This is a genomic window from Rhodococcus sp. 2H158 (assembly GCF_053764755.1).
On record NZ_JBSNCE010000016.1, the window covers coordinates 80,922 to 101,379 of the forward strand.

At 64.8% G+C, this 20,458-nt stretch carries 15 protein-coding genes and 2 pseudogenes; 11 read left to right on the forward strand and 6 right to left on the reverse strand.

Features of this window, described 5'->3' with window-relative positions:
• The 8 genes from ACWPOB_RS17210 (at position 1) to ACWPOB_RS17245 (ending at position 8,301) form a co-directional block, all read left to right on the forward strand.
• Positions 1-1,557, forward strand: coding sequence for an acyl-CoA synthetase (locus ACWPOB_RS17210; protein WP_165037727.1), 1,557 nt, complete (start codon positions 1-3; stop codon positions 1,555-1,557).
• Between the two features lie 166 nt (positions 1,558-1,723).
• The gene (locus tag ACWPOB_RS17215) at positions 1,724-2,419 is read left to right on the forward strand and encodes a TetR/AcrR family transcriptional regulator (protein WP_202916715.1); all 696 of its coding nucleotides are present in this window, start codon (positions 1,724-1,726) and stop codon (positions 2,417-2,419) included.
• Between the two features lie 80 nt (positions 2,420-2,499).
• Positions 2,500-3,423 carry a LysR family transcriptional regulator gene (locus ACWPOB_RS17220; protein WP_165037728.1) on the forward strand — a complete coding sequence of 308 codons (924 nt, stop codon included), beginning with the start codon at positions 2,500-2,502 and terminating at the stop codon, positions 3,421-3,423.
• A 164-nt stretch (positions 3,424-3,587) separates the two neighbouring features.
• Complete coding sequence (locus tag ACWPOB_RS17225) at positions 3,588-4,433, forward strand: SDR family oxidoreductase (RefSeq protein ID WP_165037729.1); 846 nt, start codon at positions 3,588-3,590, stop codon at positions 4,431-4,433.
• A complete protein-coding gene (locus ACWPOB_RS17230; RefSeq protein ID WP_206024566.1) occupies positions 4,430-5,263 on the forward strand; it encodes a TIGR03084 family metal-binding protein in 834 nt (277 codons plus the stop codon). Before ACWPOB_RS17225 ends, ACWPOB_RS17230 begins: the two co-directional genes overlap by 4 nt.
• 360 nt (positions 5,264-5,623) lie before the next feature.
• On the forward strand, positions 5,624-6,364 hold the full coding sequence (locus ACWPOB_RS17235; protein WP_161995355.1) for an SDR family oxidoreductase: 741 nt from the start codon (positions 5,624-5,626) through the stop codon (positions 6,362-6,364).
• Positions 6,365-6,752: 388 nt separating this feature from the next.
• Positions 6,753-7,121, forward strand: coding sequence for an EthD domain-containing protein (locus tag ACWPOB_RS17240; RefSeq protein ID WP_165037730.1), 369 nt, complete (start codon positions 6,753-6,755; stop codon positions 7,119-7,121).
• A gap of 211 nt (positions 7,122-7,332) precedes the next feature.
• Positions 7,333-8,301 carry a zinc-binding dehydrogenase gene (locus ACWPOB_RS17245; RefSeq protein ID WP_161995368.1) on the forward strand — a complete coding sequence of 323 codons (969 nt, stop codon included), beginning with the start codon at positions 7,333-7,335 and terminating at the stop codon, positions 8,299-8,301.
• 528 nt (positions 8,302-8,829) lie between these two features.
• Here the strand turns inward: ACWPOB_RS17245 and ACWPOB_RS17250 are convergent.
• On the reverse strand, positions 8,830-10,215 hold the full coding sequence (locus tag ACWPOB_RS17250; protein WP_455401581.1) for a hypothetical protein: 1,386 nt from the start codon (positions 10,213-10,215) through the stop codon (positions 8,830-8,832).
• A 404-nt stretch (positions 10,216-10,619) separates the two neighbouring features.
• On the opposite strand from ACWPOB_RS17250, the pseudogene ACWPOB_RS17255 reads away from it, so the two are divergent.
• Positions 10,620-11,216, forward strand: a pseudogene (locus ACWPOB_RS17255) (IS1634 family transposase); the annotation flags it as partial.
• Between the two features lie 711 nt (positions 11,217-11,927).
• On the opposite strand, the gene ACWPOB_RS17260 reads toward ACWPOB_RS17255, so the two are convergent.
• Together ACWPOB_RS17260 and ACWPOB_RS17265 are read right to left on the reverse strand one after the other, a co-directional pair.
• The gene (locus ACWPOB_RS17260) at positions 11,928-13,166 is read right to left on the reverse strand and encodes an IS256 family transposase (RefSeq protein WP_165042347.1); all 1,239 of its coding nucleotides are present in this window, start codon (positions 13,164-13,166) and stop codon (positions 11,928-11,930) included.
• Between the two features lie 58 nt (positions 13,167-13,224).
• On the reverse strand, positions 13,225-14,277 hold the full coding sequence (locus tag ACWPOB_RS17265) for an IS110 family RNA-guided transposase (RefSeq protein WP_165042345.1): 1,053 nt from the start codon (positions 14,275-14,277) through the stop codon (positions 13,225-13,227).
• A 483-nt stretch (positions 14,278-14,760) separates the two neighbouring features.
• On the opposite strand from ACWPOB_RS17265, the gene ACWPOB_RS17270 reads away from it, so the two are divergent.
• Positions 14,761-15,696, forward strand: a complete 936-nt coding sequence (locus ACWPOB_RS17270) for a LysR family transcriptional regulator (RefSeq protein ID WP_165042343.1) — start codon at positions 14,761-14,763, stop codon at positions 15,694-15,696.
• Positions 15,697-15,765: 69 nt separating this feature from the next.
• On the opposite strand, the pseudogene ACWPOB_RS17275 reads toward ACWPOB_RS17270, so the two are convergent.
• A pseudogene (locus ACWPOB_RS17275) lies at positions 15,766-15,963 on the reverse strand (carboxyl transferase domain-containing protein); the annotation flags it as partial.
• Positions 15,964-16,203: 240 nt separating this feature from the next.
• Complete coding sequence (locus tag ACWPOB_RS17280; protein ID WP_455401582.1) at positions 16,204-17,079, reverse strand: mycofactocin-coupled SDR family oxidoreductase; 876 nt, start codon at positions 17,077-17,079, stop codon at positions 16,204-16,206.
• Positions 17,080-17,518: 439 nt separating this feature from the next.
• On the opposite strand from ACWPOB_RS17280, the gene ACWPOB_RS17285 reads away from it, so the two are divergent.
• On the forward strand, positions 17,519-17,785 hold the full coding sequence (locus ACWPOB_RS17285; RefSeq protein WP_455401583.1) for a hypothetical protein: 267 nt from the start codon (positions 17,519-17,521) through the stop codon (positions 17,783-17,785).
• 786 nt (positions 17,786-18,571) lie between these two features.
• Here ACWPOB_RS17285 and ACWPOB_RS17290 read toward each other — a convergent pair.
• Positions 18,572-20,197, reverse strand: coding sequence for a class I adenylate-forming enzyme family protein (locus ACWPOB_RS17290; RefSeq protein ID WP_165042398.1), 1,626 nt, complete (start codon positions 20,195-20,197; stop codon positions 18,572-18,574).
• Positions 20,198-20,458 lie beyond the last annotated feature (261 nt).

Genomic DNA, 20,458 nt, shown 5'->3' on the forward strand with positions numbered 1-20,458 from the left:
ATGCAAGGCGGAATCGGGGACTGGATCGCACGGCGTGCACATCGCCGACCCAACGCGACCGCACTGATCGACGGCGAAAGCGGCCGGACGGTGCCGTACGTGGACCTCGAGCGTGACGTGGCCGCCACGGCGGCCTCACTGCACGAACTCGGAGTGCGCCGCGGGGACCGTGTCGCGATCTTGATGGAGAACTCCATCGAATTCGTGCGCGTGCTGTTCGCCGCGGCGAATCTCGGCGCCATCGTCGTCCCGGTCAACTTTCGGCTCAACGCCCGAGAAGTCCGGTACATTCTCGCCGACTCCGGCGCCCTCGTGCTCGCGGTGTCCGACAGATTCCGGGACCTTGCGACCGATGCCCTGGCCGAGGGCGGGCACGGTGTCCGGCGGATCCTCGTCGAAACCGCCGGCGCGCCGATCGGGGACTACCCTGTCTCAAGGCTCGACGAGTTGCTCACTGCGGCTCGGCGGGGTCCTGATCCGCTCGTTCGCGCCGAGGACACGTGCGTGATCATGTACACCTCCGGCACCACCGGCTCCCCCAAGGGCGCGATGCTCACGCACGGAAACATGCAGTGGAATGCGTTCAACATGGCCACGGTGGGCAGCGGGCTGTCGAGTTCGACGGCGACCATCGCGGTGGCGCCGATGTTCCACATCGGTGCGCTGGGCCTGTCCGTGCTGCCCATCCTCTACGCCGGCGGCACCGTGATCACGGTTCGCGCGTTCGATCCGCACCGGACCCTGGAGTTGATGCAGCGGTACCAGACCACGACCCAGTTCATGGTTCCGGCGATGTGGGCGGCGCTGTCGAAGGTGCCGGATTTCGACTCCCACGACGTCTCGTCGATGCAGTACGTGCTCTGCGGCGGCGCTCCGTGCCCGCTTCCGGTGATCGAGTTCTACCAGCAGCGCGGCTGGATGTTCCTGGAAGGGTTCGGGATGACCGAGGCTTCGCCGAACACGCTGTTGCTGGACGAGGAGTCGGTGGTCTCGCACGCCGGTTCGGTGGGCCGACCGTTCATGCACGTCGACGTACGTATCGTCGACAACGAGGATCACGATGTCGCGGTCGGTGAGGTCGGCGAACTGGTCCTGCGCGGACCGAACATCTTCGCCGGGTATTGGGGCCGACCGGTGGAGACAGCCGAAGCCACCCGGGGCGGCTGGTTCCACACCGGTGATCTCGGACGGGCCGACGCCGAAGGCTTCATCACCTTGGTGGACCGGAAGAAGGACATGATCATCTCCGGGGGAGAGAACGTCTACCCGATCGAGGTGGAACAGGTCCTCTACCGCCACCCCGCAGTCTCGGAAGTCGCCGTCATCGGCGTCCCGGACGAGAAGTGGGGGGAGACGGTCGTGGCGGTGGTGGTACCCGAGGGCGACGGCATCGACGAAGCAGAGCTGATCGACTACACACGCAACCGCATCGCACACTTCAAATGCCCGCGTCGGGTGGTGTTTGTCGAGGAATTGCCTTACACCGCAACGGGAAAGCTCCTCAAGCGCACACTGAGGGAGCAATTCACCGGTGTGGCTGCGACCGTGCACCGCTGACCCGTGAGAGATGATCGGCCGACCCATCGGATCGGTGTGCCACGTCAGACCGCTTCCGTCCTCGTGATTCGGCGGCGTCCACAGCCGGATGACTCGCGTGTCATATCATCGACGAACGGGCGTGGCCCCGGCGAGCGGCGGAGCCGTCCCGGAAAGGAGACAGGCAATGGCACAGCCCGTGCGAGCGGCATCTTCGGGCAGCGAGGGTGCGGCTGCGGCTGACAGCAAGGGCAACGGTGGCGGCGGCCAGCCGGTGCCGGTCCAGTCGCTGTCGGCGCGCGGCAAGAGAACCCGTGCCGCGCTCATCCAAGCGGCCCGGGACGCTTTCGAGGAGGTTGGCCTCAACGAGGCCCGGGTCGCCGACATCACACGGCGTGCGGAAGTCTCCTACGGCAGCTTCTACACCTACTTCGAGTCCAAGGAGGAGATCTTCCGGGAAGTGGTCAAGCAGGTGACCGGGGAGATGTTCGAGGCGTCTGCGGTCGGTGACGCGGCGGGCTCGAGCCCGCGGGACCGTTTGGCGGCGGCCAATCGGCGCTACCTGCAGGCATATGCGCGCAACGCCCGGATCATGGGGTTGATCGAGGAGGTCGCCCCCTACGACTCCTACTCACAGGAGCTGCTCAAAGGGATTCGCGGCTTGTTCCTGGGTCGGATCGAACACGGCGTGCGCCATCAACAGAAGGTGGGTCGGCTCGACCCGGAACTCGATCCGCAGGTCGTTGCCCGGCTCCTCGGCGGGATGATCGAGCAGGTGGCCCGGGCGTCGTTCATCCAGGGCGAGCCGTACGACGAGGATGTCGTCGTCCACACCCTGACCACTTTGTGGTCGAACGCGGTGGGATCCGTGTCCGACGAGTGACCGTTGGTCGAGCAGCAGGCGGCATCTGCCCGGAATTGTGATCTGTACCATATGAGCGGGGCGGGGTAGACGGAGGTGCGATGGACCTGCGACAGCTGCAGTACCTCGTTGCCGTCGCCGAGGAAGGTAGCGTGCGCCGGGCGGCCCGGCGTCTCTACATGGCGCAACCACCTCTGTCGCAAGCGTTGCTGCGGCTCGAACGCGACTTGGGTGTCGAACTCTTCACGCGGACCAGCAGGGGCGTGATTCTCACCGATGCCGGCCGAGAACTCGTCGGCCGGGCCCGCGAGATCCTGCACCAGGTCGAGGACGCCAGATTCGCGGTGCAGGCGACGGCCCCGGACGACAGCGCGACCTTGCGGATCGGGGCGGTGGCCGGACCGTTGTCCGCCGGCGAGCTCACCAGGCCCATCCTCGAGGCGTTCCGGGCGCTGCACCCCGATGTCACCGTCAGACTGCGGGACACCAGTTTCGCCGATCAGGTCGACCTGGTCGCGAGCGGAGTGATCGATGTGGCGCTCGTGCGTTGCCCCGTCGTGCACGACGACGTCGAGGTTATCCCGATTGCGGCGGAGCCACGGGCGCTCTTCGTGCGGAGCACACACGAATTGGCGTCCGAGCAAACTCTTTCCGTGGACGACGTCATCGAGTATCCGATGCTCGGCCTCGATGCGCCGGAGTGGTTCTCGAGTTTCTGGCAGTTGGACCCCGAACGCGGGCATTCCCTGGTCGATACGCAACTCCCACCGGTGTCGACGGTGCAGGGCATCCAGCTGGCGCTGGCAGCCGCCCCGCTTGTTGTGACCGGTTGTGCCACGATGGCGCGATTTGCCCCGTCGCCGTTGATTCGGGCCATCGAGTTGCCCGACGCGAGCCCGTCGATCATCGGGGTCGCGTACCGGCGCGGGGACACCAGACCGGTTGTTCGGTCCTTCCTCGAGGCGGCGGCGACGGCGGCCGCGGAGAACATCGCTCTGCTTCCGAACGCCACCAGCAGCGTCTGAGCCTCCGTCTGCGGGATGGACGCGGCGGGCGTCCAATCGTGGTCCTGCGGGACGCGGACACTTGACCATGTACTTGACATAGATGTCAAATAGATGTCGGTCCTGTGCAGGCACCTTCTGTGCGCTTCTGTGCGCTCCTTCGTCAATCGAAAGGTCTCGAACATATGCACCCTCGCAACGACCCGCCCTGGCTTCAGGGCGCAGGGATCGTCGTCACCGGCGCCGGTAACGGCATCGGACGCGCGCTCGCGCATCGATTGGCCCGCGCCGGAGCGCGGGTGGTCGTCAACGACCTCGACCCGCACGCATGCATGGTCGTCGCCGAGGAAGTCGGCGGATACGCCGTACCGGGCGATGCGGCAGCCGAAAGTGCCGTACACGATCTGGTCGTGCAGGCACGGCAGGCGATCGGCTCGATCGATGTCTTCTTCGCCAACGCAGGCATCGAGACAGGTGCGGACGATGCGGAACCTGCCTGGGATCGATCATGGAACGTGAACGTGATGGCCCACGTGCGCGCCTTGCGCGAACTCCTGCCCGAGTGGTTGGAGCAGGGGAAAGGACGCTTCGTCGTCACCGCATCGGCAGCAGGGCTGCTCACCATGCTCGGTTCCGGACCGTACTCGGTCACCAAACACGCAGCAGTCGCGCACGCCGAATGGGTCTCCGCCACCTACGGGGACCGCGGCATCACGGTCCAGTGCCTGTGCCCTCAAGGTGTTCGGACCCAGATGTTGCCTACCAACGAGGTCGGCGACGTCGTATTCGGCAAGGGCGTTCTCGAAGCCGACCAGGTTGCCGACGAGGTGCTGAACGCCCTCGGCGACGACCGCTTCTACATCCTCCCGCACCCCCAAGTGGCGCAGTACTACGCCACGCGCGCCACCGAACCCGATCGATGGCTGCAGGGCATGCGACGCCTTCAGCGAAAGATCGACAACGCGGCGTCTACTCGCGCTGCACAGCCCAACGCACCGATGACCGACGAAACGACAGGACCGAAATCGTGAGCACATTCGCGCACCTCATCGACGACCTTCACGCCGAGCAGGCGGCTCTCGACGACGTCGTGGCAGCCTTCGGCGACACAGAATGGACCCGTCTCACCCCTGCGGACGGATGGACGAGTCGGCATCAGATCGCTCACCTCGCCTTCTTCGACGCCGCAGCCGAGATGTCACTCACCGATCCCGAGGCGTTCGCCGAACAGCGACACCGAGCAGATCAGGACCCGGACGCCTACAGCATCGCGGTGCTCGAACCGCTGCTCGAGCTGTCTTCGGCACAACTTCTCGAAACGTGGCGACGGGGTCGCCGATCGCTGCTGCACGCGTTCCGTTCGGCCACGCCCGGCGCGCGTCACCCCTGGTACGGGCCTTCCATGAGCCTGGCGTCGATGGTCACCGCCCGGCTGATGGAGACCTGGGCGCACGGGCAGGACATCGCCGATACCGTCGGCGCCGTGCGGCCGGTGACGTCGCGGTTGGAGCACATCGCCCGGATCGCGTGCCTTGCGCTTCCTTTCAGCTTCGTCAATCGTGGCGTGCCGGTGCCGGCCACCGGCGTGCGCGTGTCCCTGTCCGTCGCCCCGGACCGGACATGGGAGTTCGGCGACGAGCACCTCGAGGATTCGGTCAGTGGACCGATCGAGGACTTCTGCCTGGTGCTGACCCGCCGGCGCCACGTCGCCGACACCGCCCTGGTCACCACCGGGCCGATTGCCAGGGCGTGGATGACGATCGGTCAGGCCTACGCGGGCCCCCCCGGGCACGGGCGGACGCCTGGTCAGTTCGTGGAGCAGACACCCCAGACCGGGACGGAACAGAGCACACGGGTCTGACCTCGGCCACGACGCGGGCCCACACCGCGAGCATGTCGGTCCTCGCGCATACCGTGTCCACGGTTCATAAGTCGTGATTCCCATGTCATGTCCGGATTATGGCTGTTCTTCTGCGGTGATATCGGATCAGTCTCACACGATCAAGCCAAATCACTGACATTCCTGTCATTTATGGGAGATGGTGATGTCGCTGACGCTGTAGACGTTCGGCGGTAGAGGCGCAACGAGCCCGAGACGTTCGAGCAGCCCACCCGGCGCGTCGGCACCAAGAGGCCTTGACCGGCTCAATCGATAATGTCAGGAGCAGACATGCCATCATTCGGAGTTCACACGCCCGAGTTCCCGTCGACCGGCTGCGCGGTGGTGTTCGGCGCCACCGGGGGAATCGGTGCCGCCACGGCGGGCTTGCTCGCCGAACGCGGCTGTGATGTCGTGCTGACCTACCGATCCCGAGAAGCGGACGCGGAGAAACTCGCCACATCGATTCGGGAGCTGGGACGCAACGCGACGGCGCTGTCCTGCGATGTGACCGATCGGGAGTCCGTGGCAGCTGTCGTGGACGCCGCGCTGGCCGAGCACGGGCGGATTCACACCGTGGTGTCGGCCGCCGGCCTGGTCTTCCGCACCCGGCCGTTGATCGAGTTCACCGACGACGAATTCGCCGGCGTAATCCAGACCGATGTTCTCGGCTTCTTCAATATCGCCAAGGCAACCGTGCCCGCGCTGCGAGCCGGAGGCGGTGGCTCGATCACCGCACTGATCACCACAGCGGTGGACCGCACGGTTCCCACGGACGCACTGTCCGCCACGCCCAAGGCGGCGGTCGCCATGATGATGCGGATGCTGGCCACCGAAGAAGCCGCCCACGGCATCCGGGCGAACGCGGTCGGCCCCGGCGTGGTCGAAGGTGGAATGGTTCCGCCGATGCGCGATGCCGACCAGGTCACGCGCGACCTTCTGGAGCTTGCCGTGGGACAGACGCCGTTGGCGCGCCTCGCGCTCCCCGAAGAAATCGCGGAGGCGATCGCTTTCCTGGCCTCCAGCAAGGCCTCATACATCACCGGGCAACGCCTGATGGTCGACGGGGGGCTCGCCACCTGAGCGACCCCGATCGTCTTGTGCAACGGGCACCCGTGATTGCGAGCGCACCGGCCACGAGCGACCGCATCAGCCGGATCCAGAGGTGCCCCTGAAGTTGTCAACTGTCCTGAGACAGAACGTATTCGAGGTGGATTCCTATCACTTGGGACAGTCCAGTGCGAGGGGACGGGCCGACGCCGGTTCGGGGGTACCAGGCCCGGACTCGAGCAGACGGAGCGCTCACTTCGAGTCGACAGCACGATCCGTGACAGCGGGTGATGGAGCTCCCTCCCGTACTGGCTCACTTCCCCTTGGGGATCCATCGGTGAATGGCGGGGCTGGTCAGGGCAAGAACAACACAGCTCGACCGAAGTTTTCCCACCGCTGCCGAATAGTGAATGGAGATGGCATGTTCAAGGCTTACGTCATGATCAAAAGGAAGCCAGGGACCACGCTCGAGGATTTCATCACCTACTACGAGAACAAGCATGCCCCCCTGGCTGTCAAAATGGTTCCGGGCTTGCGCAGATATGTTCGGCACTACTTGCGGAATTGGGAGAATGGCACCTACCGGTCGGACATGGAGGCGCCATACGATGTAGTCACAGAGATTTGGTTCGACGATCGTGCGGCTTTCGATGTCGGCATGGCACACCTGACTTCACCGGAAACAGCCGCCGTCATCGGCGCGGACGAAGAGAAGGTCTTCGATCGACAGTCGATCACCTTTCTAACTGTCGACGACGAACGGGAAACCGATCCCAGCGAATTCATCTGACGATCATCTGCGCAAAGACAGGTGTGCTTCCTCGCCCCAAGTCGGCGCGTACCGCGGCCATGGACGCGGCTGCGGTACGCCACCGCACCCCTCCACACCACCCCGACCGCCACCACACCGCCGCCGCATCGATCGATGGTTGTGGCACCGCGGGATCCGGACACATCCGCGACCACGTCACTTATGTCGCTCAACAAGAAAGAAGGCCACCATGAAAGCTTGGATGTTCAAAGGTCTCGGGTCTCCACTCGAGCTCGTCGATCTGCCGGACCCCACGCCGGCCCCCGGTGAAGTCGTGGTCGATCTCAAGGCCGCGGGCCTGTGCCACAGCGATGTCGGCATCACCGACGGCACCCTGACGGAAGTCCTCGGGTTCACTCCTATCATCCTGGGACATGAGGCCGCCGGCATCGTCTCTGCCGTCGGAAAGGGCGTGACCGATGCTGCGATCGGCGACCGCGTCGCGATCAGTGCCATGGGAGACGGACAGAGCGGCGTCATCGGCCAGAAGACGATCGGCATCGGACGCCACGGCGCGTACGCACAGAAGACGATCGCCCCGGCGAGCGAACTCATCCCCATCCCCGACGGGGTCCCGTTCGTCCAGGCCGCTGCAGCAACCGACGCAGGAATGACCTCATACCATGCGGTTTTCGTCCGCGGTGGTCTGCGTCCGGGCATGAAGGTCGGCATCATCGGCCTTGGTGGACTCGGCATGACCGGGGCTCGCATGGCAGTTCTCGGCGGTGCCGAAGTCTATGCCGCCGAGATCAATGCGGAAGTCCACGCCGCAGGCCTCGAGCGGGGCGTCAAGCAGGTCGTCAACGACGTCACGGAACTGGCCCCCTTCGGTCTCGACCTGATCGTGGACTTTGCAGGCTTCGGAACGACCACGGCCGGCGCCATCGAGGCGGTCCGACACGGCGGCCGGATCGTCCAGGTCGGAGTCGGTCGGCAGGAAGCAACGATCAACACGTATCTGCTGGCGATGAAGGACTTGGATCTGGTCGGTTCGGTGGGCGGCACCCCAGCGGACACCGTCGAAGTTATCAAGTTCATTGCTTCCGGCGGCCTGACGATCGCCACCAGGACGATCGGATTCCACGACATTCCTGCCGGCCTGGAAGAACTCGCCCGCGGGGTGAAAGGCCAGCGTCTGGTAGCTAGCATCGATGATTGACCCCGTAGATCGGGAGACCCCTGATCTGCAATGGCGCCAGAAGCCTCGGACAATCCGGAGTAACGATATACGCCTGCCTCCATAGAACGGTTCCGCGCTGCCATCTGAGCACCGCTGTCCTGGGTGCGCACCAGCAGGCACGACATGCGGACCACACGGGGATGCCCGATCGGCCGGATCGGGCATCCCCTCTGCATAGGTACCTTCGATGAGGGCTTCGACCTCGACTTTGATTTCGTTGCGGAGCGGGTGTATCGAATCGATGCCGCTGTCGCGGAGAAAGGGAAAAGCGCCCTCGAGCAGCCTACAGGGGCTGGCGGCGTCCATTTCGCGGCCCGCAGTCACCGCCTTCCGACCGACGACCTGTCAGCCGTCGGGGGAACCAGATCAACCCTGGCGGCTGGATCAACGCGGCTCTCATCACCACCACGCGACTTGAATATGTCGGCAGTGAGGAGTCAAACCTTTACTGGTGCCCTCCGGTTTTCTTGCGTCCGGTTTTCGCTTGCAGGCGGAACGGGGGAGGGGTTATTCGTTGATCAGCGTCGCGTATCTGGCGTAGTTGTCGCCTGCCTGAGCGGCGTGCCGTTCGGTCACTTGGTAGCTGTATCCGAGCATGGTGGCCACGACGGCTGGCGGGGTTCGGGTGACCAGGTGCCGCAGCGCGACGACGCGTGCCGCCTTCCGGTCTATCCCGAGGTCTCGGAGCTTGTGCAAGATCGTGTTCGCGCAGATGTGCTGACCGGCGCGGGTGCTGGGGAACAGCCATGGACTGTCGGTGGTTCCGGTGTTGAGGTTGAGCCTGTTGTTGCGTTGCTGGTGGAGCACGCTCGCGAAGGGCTCGGGCACAGGTGCGGGCGGTTCGCCCAGCTTGATGAGAGTGCACCCGGTTTCGGGATCGACGACCACGTCGTCGCACCGCAGGGCGGCGATGCGGACCAGGGGTTGCGCGTAGACGAGCAGGAGAATCGCCGCGACACGCGTGTTCAAGGTGACGTGGTCGTCGTCGAGGCAGCGGCGGATCAGCTCGAGGCGCTTCTCGTCGTCCATCGCCGGTTGTGTTCTGGCCCGGCGGTGCGGGAACTCGACAGTGTGGGGGAGATGCTTGTGCCGCACGGCCCACACGACGAAGGTCCGGGCGTGGTATCGGGTGGTCGGACCGGGGGCGAGCCATCCGTCGATGTGTCGTTGGCTCACGCTCTCGAGGTCGACACCCTGATCGCTCAGGTGGTCGAGAAACGCTGCTGCGACGGTGATTTCCTGTTTCGCTGAGCGAACAGCGGCGGCTGTGTTGTGGCTCGGAAGCCGGCGGATCCGGCGCAGATGATGCCAGTGGGCGAAGTGGGTCAGGGGTGTGTGGCCGAGTTGTCCGTCGCGGCGGCCGAGGGCGGTGCTGAGCCACCGCTCGAATCGGGCAAGGTGCGGATCTCGTTCGGCCAGGAGTCCGTGGTGCACCGCCAGCGCCCGGAGGTGTTCGACGGGCCGTCCGGGCGGCAGCAGGTCGAGACCGTCGTGGCTCAGCTCCACCTCACCGGTCCCGAGCGCCTGAAGAAGCGCCGCTGCCTGCCGACCCCGCATCCAGGTGAGCATGCTCTGCGGGCGGGCTGCGGAGCTCAGGGCCTCGACGAGCCCGTGGCGGGTGTCCTGGGCGTCGGTGGGATGCAGAATCGCCTGGAGGTCCTCGCGCAGAGCGCAGCGGGCGCAGAGCTTGGCGCGGTAGCGCTCTTCCTCGTGCCCGCAGCGGTGGCAGTGCAGGTCGAGGGCGATGCCCGCGCAGTCCACGCAGATGGCGGCGCCGGCTGCGTCACGTCCGGGCAGCATCCGGACGGCCGAACATCCGGGACAGGTGCCGTGGGTGCGGGTGGCCGCCGAGTAGCAGGGGTAGCAGATCGCTCCGTCGGGCCAGCGGGCCACGATCTTCTTGGTGGAGTGCCGGCATCGGTCGCAGTGGTGTGCTCCGGGGCTGCGCGGCCGACCTCGTCGTCCGCCGGCGGGCGTGCCGCTCCCGGCGTCAGTCCGTGTCATCTCGGATGATCCGGGCCCGCCGCGGACGCCCCACGGTGTTCAGATCGATCACCGACGTCCCGGTCGCGGCGCGACGGGGCGTCTGCTCCGCATAGGTGAAGGTGAGCAGGTCTTCGAGTTCGCACGCGAAGATGGCACACAACGCCCCCAGCACCCGGGGGGAGACCCGGTCCGGTGTCTGGCCTGAGTTGCACCAGGTTGGCCGATTCTCGGGACGGATCCGGCGTTTGTGCTGGTGAAAGCGGTGCGGGTTCGGGAAATGGCACACTAACGGATCGGTAGACTCCCGCTCTGTGGCTGCCTATATCCGCAAAGTCCGCACCGCGTCGGGCGCGACCGCGGAGCAGATCGCAGCCAAGCAAGGCCGCCGAGACAAGGTGCTCGAGCACCTCGGCTCGGCGCATACCGACAGTGAACTCGCCGCTCTGCTCGAGACCGCCCGCGAGAAACTTCTTGCCGGCCAGCAGCAACTCGATCTCGACCTGGGGGCGGGTACCGGCGGGGCATCGGTGATCACCGGCAAGCGCTCCCGCTGGCTGATCGAGGTCATCGACACCGCGTGGCAGCACCTCGGGTTCGATGTGATCGACAACGAGGCGTTCTTCCAGCTGCTGGCAGCCCGCATCGTCGAAGCGACCTCGGTCAGCGACACGGGTCGCGTGCTCGGCGAGATCGGCATCGTCCCCGCACACCGCAACACGTTCGTGCGGACCCTGCAGCGCTGCACCGAGCATGGCTACCGTGACCGGATCGCGCAGCGCTGCTTCGAACACGCCGCCGCCGCGGGCGACCTGAACCTATTGCTCTACGACGTTACGGTGCGCCGTGAGGCGCTTGCTGTTCGAGCGGAGGTGAGAGACCTTTGCCTTGAGCCTGGCCGTAGCCAGGAGTCTATGTAGCTGGGGGCAGCCTGACCGGGGAACCGGGGAGACGCCCGGGAGGGTGGGAGCAGCCCCGACAAAGCCGTGTCGCGTCAGCACCGCTGGATGGCGTGGGCGCGGCGAGCGATGCCGAAGAGGTATACGCGAGGAACCGGTGTCATCACCTGTCTTGACGTATAACCGCCTCCAAACCCTGCGGATATGGGGCGGGCGCGGTGAGCTGTCTGCCGGAGTGACGGGCAGGCAGACCCTCCGGGGGACGAGTTACTTTCCCCGGGCGGGGCCGGCGGCGAATGACTACGGAGTAGTCGCCGGTGGGTGCCGCAGGCAGATAGCCGGGTGCCTCCTTCGGTGAGCGAACAGCGAGTGAACACGGGAAGGTTCTCGGATCTGCCACGACCGTGGTGCAGCCGGTGCTGCGGGGTGGCTGGGTGCGTTGTCCACCGATCGATCCGGGAGCTGGCGGAGCCGCCGTAGTACTGCGAGTCCGGGAGAGCCGGACACATCGGGAAGGGCGGCAGCGACGATGGATAGGAGGTACTGCGATGGCGCAAGACGCGTCGGTGAACTCCGGCGCCGGGCCTCGGGCGGAACTCGCCCGGGATCGGGTAGCGCGGACGCAGATCAAGTATCACCGGTGGGCCAAGACCGACCGCGCTGCGCGGGGTCAAGTCCCGTGAGGTGGTGTACGACGTCGTCGCGTGATTCCTCGTCGGTGGATCAGGCAGTCAAGGCCGGTGTCACCTCCTCGGTGTCCTCGGTGACACTGTCGGCGGGCTTGTCGGTGCGGGAGCGGGCGAGTACGTCGAGGCCGAGGTAGCGGCGGCCTTCGATCCACTCGTCGTGCTGTTCGGCCAGCACCGCTCCGACAAGTCGGATCAGAGCGGTGCGGTCCGGGAAGATCCCCACCACGTCGGTTCGGCGGCGGATCTCCTTGTTGAGGCGCGGATTGTTGCTCCAGATCTGTTTCCAGATCTGCTTCGGGAACGCGGTGAACGCCAACAGATCCGACCGTGCGGCGTCGAGGTGATCGGCCACCTTCGGCAGCTTCTCGGTGAGTGCATCGATGATCCGATCATATTGTGCGTGAACGGAATCCGCGTCGGGCTGGTCGTAGACGGAGTGCAGCAGTGTCTTCACCCAGGGCCACGACGACTTCGGGGTGACGGCCATGAGGTTCGTCGCGTAGTGGGTGCGGCACCTCTGCCAGGAGGCGCCGGGCAGGGTGGCGCCGATCGCCGCGACGAGGCCGGCGTGGGCATCGGAGGTCACCAGTCTCACCCCGGTCAGCCCGCGGGCGACCAGCCCGCGGAAGAAGGTCAGCCAGCCGGCGCCGTCCTCGGCGGAGGTGACGTCCAGCCCCAGGATCTCGCGGTAGCCGTCGGCGTTGACCCCGACCGCGACCAGGGCGTGCACGTTCACCACCCGCCCGTTCTCGCGGACCTTGAGCACCAGGGCGTCGGCGGCGACGAAGGTGTACGGTCCCTGATCGAGGGGTCGGTTCCGGAAGGCCTCGACCTGGGCGTCGAGATCTTTCGCCATCACGCTGACCTGGGACTTCGACAGCGAGGTGATCCCGAGGGTATCGACGAGTTTTTCCATCCGGCGGGTCGAGACGCCGAGCAGGTAGCAGGTCGCAACGACCGAGGTCAGGGCACGTTCGGCCCGCTTGCGCCGCTCGAGCAGCCAGTCCGGGAAGTACGAACCTTGCCGCAGCTTGGGGATGGCCACGTCGAGGGTGCCGACGCGGGTGTCGAAGTCGCGGTGCCGGTAGCCGTTGCGGCTGTTGGTGCGTTCGTCGGAGCGTTGGCCGTAGCCCGCGCCGCACAGGGCGTCGGCCTCGGCGCCCATCAGGGCGTGGATGAACATCGTCAGCAGCTCGCGCAGCAGGTCGGGGCTGGCGCCGGTGAGTCGGTCTTCGACAAGCTGGCGGAGGTCGATATCGTGGGCAGTGGTCATCGCGTGCTCTTTCGTCGAGTCGAGTTGGTAGCTCTCTCGAAGGACGCTTCTATGTATGTCAATGGGCAGCACAGGCGTTCAGAACACGAAAGAGCTCCCGGGCGATGTAGCGCTTGAGGCAGCGGCGGATCTCCGGGTCGGATTTGCCTCGTGCACGGCTTGCGGTGATGTAGGCGTGGGTACGCGGACACATCCGCCACCGTGTGAGCAGGATGTCGTGCAGTGCCCGATTGAGCTGTCGATCGCCGCCGTGGTTGAGACGGTGACGGTGGGTGCGACCGCTGCTCGCCGGGACCGGACTGACTCCGGCGAGGGCCGCGAAGGCAGCCTCGTGCCGGCATCGGCCGTGATGGGACCACGACGCGATCAACTGGCCGCCGCTGACCGGACCGACACCGAGAACGTCCTGGAGTCCCGGGGCGAAGGTCTCGACGAGCCGGGCCAGCTGTTGTGTGTTCGCCGCCAGGGCTCGTGTGCCCTCACCGATGGCGAGAGCCAGGCGGCGCGCCTCCTGTCGCCGAACCTGCGCTTCGACGTCGTCGCCGGTGCGTCCGCGGCGGCGTCTGATCGCACTCAGAGTGCGTTCACACATCGAGGCCCGCGCCCACTGCCGGTCCTCGTCGGTGCCGGTGAGCAGCAGAGCCCGCAGTCGGTTGATCTGAGCAGTGCGCGTGACGGTCAGCTCGTGTCGCGCACCGAGCAGGATGCGGATTGCTTCCCGATCCCCGTCACTGCGAGGCAGGGCTTTCCGGTGTTCTGGCATGCGCAGGACTCCGAGTGCGGCCAGGCGGGCATCGCCTGGATCGGATTTGCCGCGTCGCCGGGTGCGGCGGCGCGGGCATTCGACCTCGACGACCGTGATCCCGGCGGTGCTCAATGCCCGCGCGAGCCCGATCCCGTAGCTTCGGGTGCCTTCGAGCCCCACTACGATTCGTGGGCCCGGTGCATGTTCGGCGGTCCAGGCCAGCGCATTGGCGAATCCCGCGGTGTCGTTGGTGATCATCAGTGTCGCGAGTGTTGTGCCGTTCGGTGCGGTCATCTCCAGTGCATGGGTGTCGCGGTGGGTGTCGCCGCCGATGACGGCGTCCACACTTTCTGCCAGCATGGTCATGGGCCTTCGCGCTCCTTCGGGTGCGTGGGTCAGGGGCGGCACCGGCCCGGGGCGAACCACCCGACGGCATATCTGTGATGGGTCACGTGCGGTTCGGCACGGACAGGCTTCTGATCAGGCCAGCAGGCGGAGCGGGCCGGTGCCGACGCCCGGAACGACGGGTCCTTCGCACGGCACACCCAGACGGGTGGCCAAATCACGCGTGAGTCAGTTCCAGACATCGGCACCGATCCTGACAGCGATTCCCTATCGAATCGCTACGACACACACTCACAAATCACGCGGTGACCGTCTTTCGTCCGGTTACGACACGCCGGCCAGTTCGTTCCGGTCCGGTTCGTACGCCATCTTCATGGACGCAACCCCGACTGATGCGCGGCCCACCTCACGCTTGACCCAAGCGGCTGTCCGTAAGATAGGTCACATAGACGGGATGATTGTCGCTAGCGCCACGGTCGTCCAGGCAGTCAGGAGTACACGTAGATGGACATGGACGTACGGCACCTGAGGATGTTCGTTGCCGTAGCTGAAGAAGGCAGCATTCGCCGCGCGGCTCAGAAGTGCTTCACCGCCCAACCTCAAGTTTCGCAGGTCATTCGTAGGCTGGAACGAGAGATCGGTGTGGACCTCTTCGAACGTTCGCACCGCGGAGTTGAGCTGACCCCCGCCGGCCTCGTTCTGCTCGATCAAGCGCGGCACCTTATTCGCAGATTCGATCACGCGGTCGAGAAAGTGCGGGACACTGCGGTAACGCGTCCGCTAGTCGTTGGTCTGATGGCTGGACAGATTGCAGCAGCAGAACTGACCGTGCCCATCGTGAGGGCATTCAAGGACGCACATCCTGGCGTACCAATCAAAATTCATGAGTGCACATTCGACGAACAGTTCAGCGGGCTGGCGGATGGCAATGTTGACATCGCGCTTGTGCGCCCACCGTGCTCCGACGATCGTCTTACTGTTCTGCCGCTTTTCAGCGAACCCCGAATGGTGTGCATGAGTAAAGCTCACCCCCTAGCGGACGCCAGCAGCTTGTCTGTCGAAGACATCCTCTACGAACCCATGATTGATCTTGTCAATGTTCCTCGTAGCTGGATTGATTTCTGGCTTCTGAACGACATTCGTCAGGAGCCCGGTCAGACCTGCAGCACACCCGCGGTGACGGTCGCTGAACTGAAATTCACACTGATGTTCGAGCATGTTCTCATGCCGATTGCGGGGAGCACTTGGCGTATGGGCCTTGAAGACCCATCGCTCAGGGCGATTCCGCTCCGCGATGCCACGCCATCCGAGATCGCTGTGGCATTCAATCAGGAGGAGACGAGGCCCGAACTTCGTGCCTTCGCAGCCTGCGCACAGGAAATCAGCCGCCTCATGATCGATCGTATTCCCGGCGGCAATCTCTGCGAACTTTCTCGGTAAGTATGTTTTTCAACGGAGCCGGCACACGACTGCTGAGCGTGCGAAGGCACTTCCGAGTCAGCAGAGGTTGACCAGCACGGTGTACTGACTCATCCTCGGCACGTACGCATCGCCGGTGGAACTGCCGAAGGCGAGGGAAACGGTCGGGATTCCGGCGGCCGTGAGGCGGGTGAGTTCAAGGAAGGTCCGTGCGCCGGGCACGAAGATGTCGATCTAACGGGGAAGATTTGCGCCACCGGATTCGACGAGCGTGATCGTGGGCAGCCGTTGCGCTCGGCGATGTCGAGGGCACGCACCTGCTTGGCGGTGGCATCGGGTTAAGCGAGGGCGTCGAGCATCGCCCGGCGAGCGAGCAGGAACTGCTCGGATTCGGTCTCGAAGCGAGTGAATAGACAGTTACCGGTACATGTCGATCAGATCATGGAATCCGTGGGCCCGCCACTGATAACCGGTGTGGGCTCGTCGGTAGCGATGAGCCCACACCGGACGACCTTTTGCGCCCAGGCGTCAGCTCTGCTCGGCGGCCGCTGCAGCGATATTGGCCATGTTCAGTCCCGGCAGAAGCATGTGTCCACCGTCGATCACCAGCTCGTGACCCGAGACATAGCGCGACTCGTCGGAGGCCAGCCAGAGCACACCCTCGCTGGTCGCCTCCGGAGGGAGCATTCCGACGTCCTTCAGTAGGGCATACGCCTTGCCGCCGGATTCCATGCTTTCCCTGGTTCCCAGTCCGGGACCGCCCGCCATCAGGTCCCACCCGCCCTGCCAGTCCAGAATCGGCGTTCTGACGACACCGGGCAGCACCGCGTTGCAGCGGATGCCGTGCGGTCCGAGTTCAAGCGCCACAGCCTTCATCAGGCCGAGGACGCCGTGCTTGGCGCTGACGTAGTGCGCGTAGTTCGTCCCCGCCTCCCGGCCGTTCACCGACGCGATAACGATCATGGAACCGGCGCCGCGCTCGATCATGTGCGGGGTCACCGCCTTCAAGGTGCGCATCACACCGAGCAGATCGATGTCGACAACGTCCCTCCACTGCTCTTCGGGAATCTCCCAGAACGGGCCGGTGCTCCATGCTCCGGCGTTGGCCACCACAACGTCGATCCGACCGAACTCGGCCAAGCCGGATTCGACTGCTGAGTCGAGATCGGCCTGATTTCGAACGTCTCCCACGACGCCCAGGATGCGCCGGTCGAGCTTTTCGACCAATCTCACGGTCTCGTTCAGGTCGTCTTCGGTCGCCAGGGGGTGGGGGATTGCGCCCTGGCTCGGGCAGTCGAGGGCGATGATGTCGGCCCCCTCCTCAGCGAGTCGTAGCGCGTGTGCTCGGCCCTGCCCCCGGCCGGCACCAGTAATGAAAGCGACTTTTCCATCCATTCGACTCATCAGTGACCTCATTGTCGTCGTATCGATTGATACAACGATGCTATGTCGCCTGCCGAGTCATGCCAGTGCTCGAATTCATATCGGGCTATTGGGATTTCGTCTCATTCAATCGGGTTACGAATGAGCAATTCAAGCCTATTCCTCAGGTGCGGTCCGCTCCGTATGCTCTGGTTCACCGCGGTAACCGTGTCGACTTACCTGGTCCGCGGTCACAGCGGATCTTTGTTGCCGCCGCCGAAGAAGGCGTCTCTGTCGCGCAGCGCCGAAGCTCTACATCTGCAGCCGCAGCTGTCGCAGATCCTCCCGACTGGACGTGACGTCGGTGCGATTCTGCCGAACCGCTCGCCGCGTGAGTTCGAATTCAGCCGGTCGAACACATGTTTATTGAGAAGCCCTGAACGTCATTCGCGATTTGGCGCAGGCGGTCCAGCTGGTTCACATGGCCGCTGAGGCCGGCCGCGCAATCACGGTGGGGCTCCTCCGGGGGGTGACATGCCACCGGGAAGCTGTTCGAGCCGCCGCTAAGCCCCTTCCGCGACACACATGCGGCATCGTCGATCAAGTTTCGTGGAAGATCGAACGCACCCTGGCGTGGCTGACCGGCTACCGCCGGCTGACGATCCGCTACGAACGTCACGGCGAGCACTTCGCCGGTTTCCTCCAACTCGCCGCCGCGCTGACCTGCTGGAAGAAGCTCCCCAAATGAGACATCCCCTAAGCGTGCCCGACGACGGTGAGATGGACGGGCCACTCGTTCGCCCACCTGCATCCGATGACCGCTGGACATCAAGCCTCTGCTCGATGATCGATGAGTGTTGTGTGCCGGTCGCAACCATCGCCTGGCGGAGGCCACATCTCTCAAGCTGATGCAATCGGCGCGACGAGCCGATTGTCGAACTTGCCGGCCGCGGTACGATGGATTTCTGGCGCCTCAGCGACGAACGGGTCGGGTCGTATGTGCGTCCCCCGCCGGTGGAAACCGTGGACAGATAGGAGTTCACGGCGGGGTTCGAGGAGGTGGTGATGCCGCCGCGCGGAGCGCTTGATGGTTCTCGGGGACCCTGCCCCAAGGATCGTGCCATTGACCGGCGTGGGCGCCGTCAACGATCACCGTCGCCAGTCAGCCTGGCCAGACACGACATGATGAGATCGCATTTGCCGAGAACGCCGAGGTGATCTGTCGGCGCATCGGTGACCGAATGCGTTCGACCTTGACGGCAGTTACGGTTCAAGGGTCGTGTTACGCACTCGTCCCGTCGCCGCGTCCCCGAAGGCTTCTTCATAGCCGGGCGGATCTTCTGCGGTTCGCGCGAGAGCCGATGCCTGACAAGGGTGGTCAGCGGCTGCGATGAAGTCTGGTTCAGCAGAAGACAGCGGAATCGTTTAGCGGTGAACCGATTCGATCGTTCGCCCGATGAGCCGCGTCCGAGCGAGACGTGCCGCACCTTCTGGCGATCTCCGGTTATCTCGAGGAAGTCAGCAGACTCTGCCTTTACGACTGAGACCGAGACTCGAGCTGCGTGCGCACTCGGTGCTTCTGGATCTTGCCGGTGCTGGTCTTGGGCAGTCCGTCGACCACGACAACGCGTTTCGGTACCTTGTATCCGGCCAGGTGCTCTTTCGCGAAGCTGCGGATCGCGTCGTCGGCGATTGTTCGCCCGGGGACCGGGACCACTACTGCTGTCACGCTCTCGCCCCACCGGTCATCCGGCATCCCGACGACCGCACAATCGGCCACGTCCGGATGGCCCAGCAGGGCTCGCTCGACCTCCACAGAGGAGACGTTCTCCCCTCCGGACTTGACGATGTCTTTGATCCGGTCGGTAAACCACAAGACGCCTTCGTCGTCGAGGTAGCCGACGTCGCCGCTGTGAAACCACCCGTGCGTGAAGGCAGCCGTATTGGCCGCCTCATTGTTGCCGTAGCCTTGCATCGCCTGCGGGCCGCGGTAGACAATCTCGCCTTCCTGCCCGCGCGGCAGCAGCTCGCCGTTCGGCCCCATGATGCGCACGTCGGTTGTGATGACGGCGGTGCCCCATGAGACATTCTTGTCCCACTGGTGCGACGGCCACTGCATCACCGACGGCGGGATGAACTCGGTCTGGCCAGATCCGAGCACGACATCGGCGTTCGGGAACACCTCGCGCACCTCATCCAGACGCTGCTGACTCATCGGAGCCATGGCATAGATCGCCATCCGTACGTTCTCCCTGCCGGGCGCTCCCTTGCCCGCCGCGTCCACCAGCTGACCCCACATGACCGGCAGCAGCATCAAATGAGTGACTTGTCTGGTGGCGAGATCATGCAGAAGTGCATTCGGATCGAAGCTGCGATGGAGCACCACGGTCCCACCCGTAAGCAGCACCGGCAACGTCAGACAGTTCAGGGCAGTGACGTGAAATAGAGGCAGCACGATGGGGAAAACCGAGCAACTATTTCCCCGTTCGTGTCGAAATTGCACGCAAGTACTCAGCGCGGCCATCATCACTGCAACATGGCTGGTCAGGACGGCCTTGGGACGCGAGGTAGTACCGGAGGTGTACAGGCACTGGGCGATATCTCGGTCCTCAACTATGACCTCGACCGGGGGAACCGTCGCGTCTATCAGCGCCGCGAACGGCATCACCGGGATGCCGGCGAGCTCGGAGCGCGGACTGTCCGCACGTGCCGTCACGACGCGTTGTACCGACGATGTCGTCGGGAACGCGGCAAGGGCCGTTTCGAGCAGTGCCACGAGCGATTCCTCGACGACAACCACGGCCGGACGGGCGTCGTCGAACTGAAATGCCACGCCCTCGGCCGTGAGACCGGTATTGACCGGCATGCACACCGCGCCGATCTTCGCGCAGCCGAAGAACGTCACCAGGAACTCCCAGCAGTTGGGCATCATTATCGCCACCACGTCGCCCCTGTGTAGACCGAGGTCGAGCAGTCCAGCGGCGGCGGCGTTCGACCGGGCCTCCAGTTCGCTGTAGGTCAGCACGGCGTTACCGTCGACGACCGCTGGTCGGTGCGGGAACTGCTGCGTCGCGCGTGTCGGCAGATCACCGAGGCAGACGCGCTGCACGAGATTGATGGTCAAGGGCGCGACACCACCGAGTTCCGGACGCAGGGACATCGTTCTCACTCCTATTCGTCAGGGAGGCTCGATTGACCGGGCCCTCATCCGAAGTCTCGTGTCCGAGAGTTACCGAAGCTAGACATCATTTGAGTAGCACCCGATCTGGGTTTCCTATCACCCAACGACCTCTGCGTTATTGACGCGCACAGTGCTCAGCGGGCAGCGTCAACAGCACATTCAGCCGCGAGCTGACACCCCCGAAAATTGCTGGGGTCGATTTGATCCCCGGAACACAGTCATTCTTAGGCGCCTGCGCCG

Excerpts from the sequence above, each read along its gene's own strand:
- ACWPOB_RS17240 (WP_165037730.1), top strand. The coding sequence starts at position 6,753 with ATGTTCAAGGCTTACGTCATGATCAAAAGGAAGCCAGGGACCACGCTC.
- ACWPOB_RS17225 (WP_165037729.1), top strand. The coding sequence starts at position 3,588 with ATGCACCCTCGCAACGACCCGCCCTGGCTTCAGGGCGCAGGGATCGTC.
- ACWPOB_RS17220 (WP_165037728.1), top strand. The coding sequence starts at position 2,500 with ATGGACCTGCGACAGCTGCAGTACCTCGTTGCCGTCGCCGAGGAAGGT.
- ACWPOB_RS17265 (WP_165042345.1), bottom strand. The coding sequence starts at position 14,277 with ATGACCATGCTGGCAGAAAGTGTGGACGCCGTCATCGGCGGCGACACC.
- ACWPOB_RS17270 (WP_165042343.1), top strand. The coding sequence starts at position 14,761 with ATGGACATGGACGTACGGCACCTGAGGATGTTCGTTGCCGTAGCTGAA.
- ACWPOB_RS17290 (WP_165042398.1), bottom strand. The coding sequence starts at position 20,197 with ATGTCCCTGCGTCCGGAACTCGGTGGTGTCGCGCCCTTGACCATCAAT.
- ACWPOB_RS17285 (WP_455401583.1), top strand. The coding sequence starts at position 17,519 with ATGGCCGCTGAGGCCGGCCGCGCAATCACGGTGGGGCTCCTCCGGGGG.
- ACWPOB_RS17210 (WP_165037727.1), top strand. The coding sequence starts at position 1 with ATGCAAGGCGGAATCGGGGACTGGATCGCACGGCGTGCACATCGCCGA.
- ACWPOB_RS17280 (WP_455401582.1), bottom strand. The coding sequence starts at position 17,079 with ATGAGTCGAATGGATGGAAAAGTCGCTTTCATTACTGGTGCCGGCCGG.
- ACWPOB_RS17245 (WP_161995368.1), top strand. The coding sequence starts at position 7,333 with ATGAAAGCTTGGATGTTCAAAGGTCTCGGGTCTCCACTCGAGCTCGTC.
- ACWPOB_RS17215 (WP_202916715.1), top strand. The coding sequence starts at position 1,724 with ATGGCACAGCCCGTGCGAGCGGCATCTTCGGGCAGCGAGGGTGCGGCT.
- ACWPOB_RS17260 (WP_165042347.1), bottom strand. The coding sequence starts at position 13,166 with ATGACCACTGCCCACGATATCGACCTCCGCCAGCTTGTCGAAGACCGA.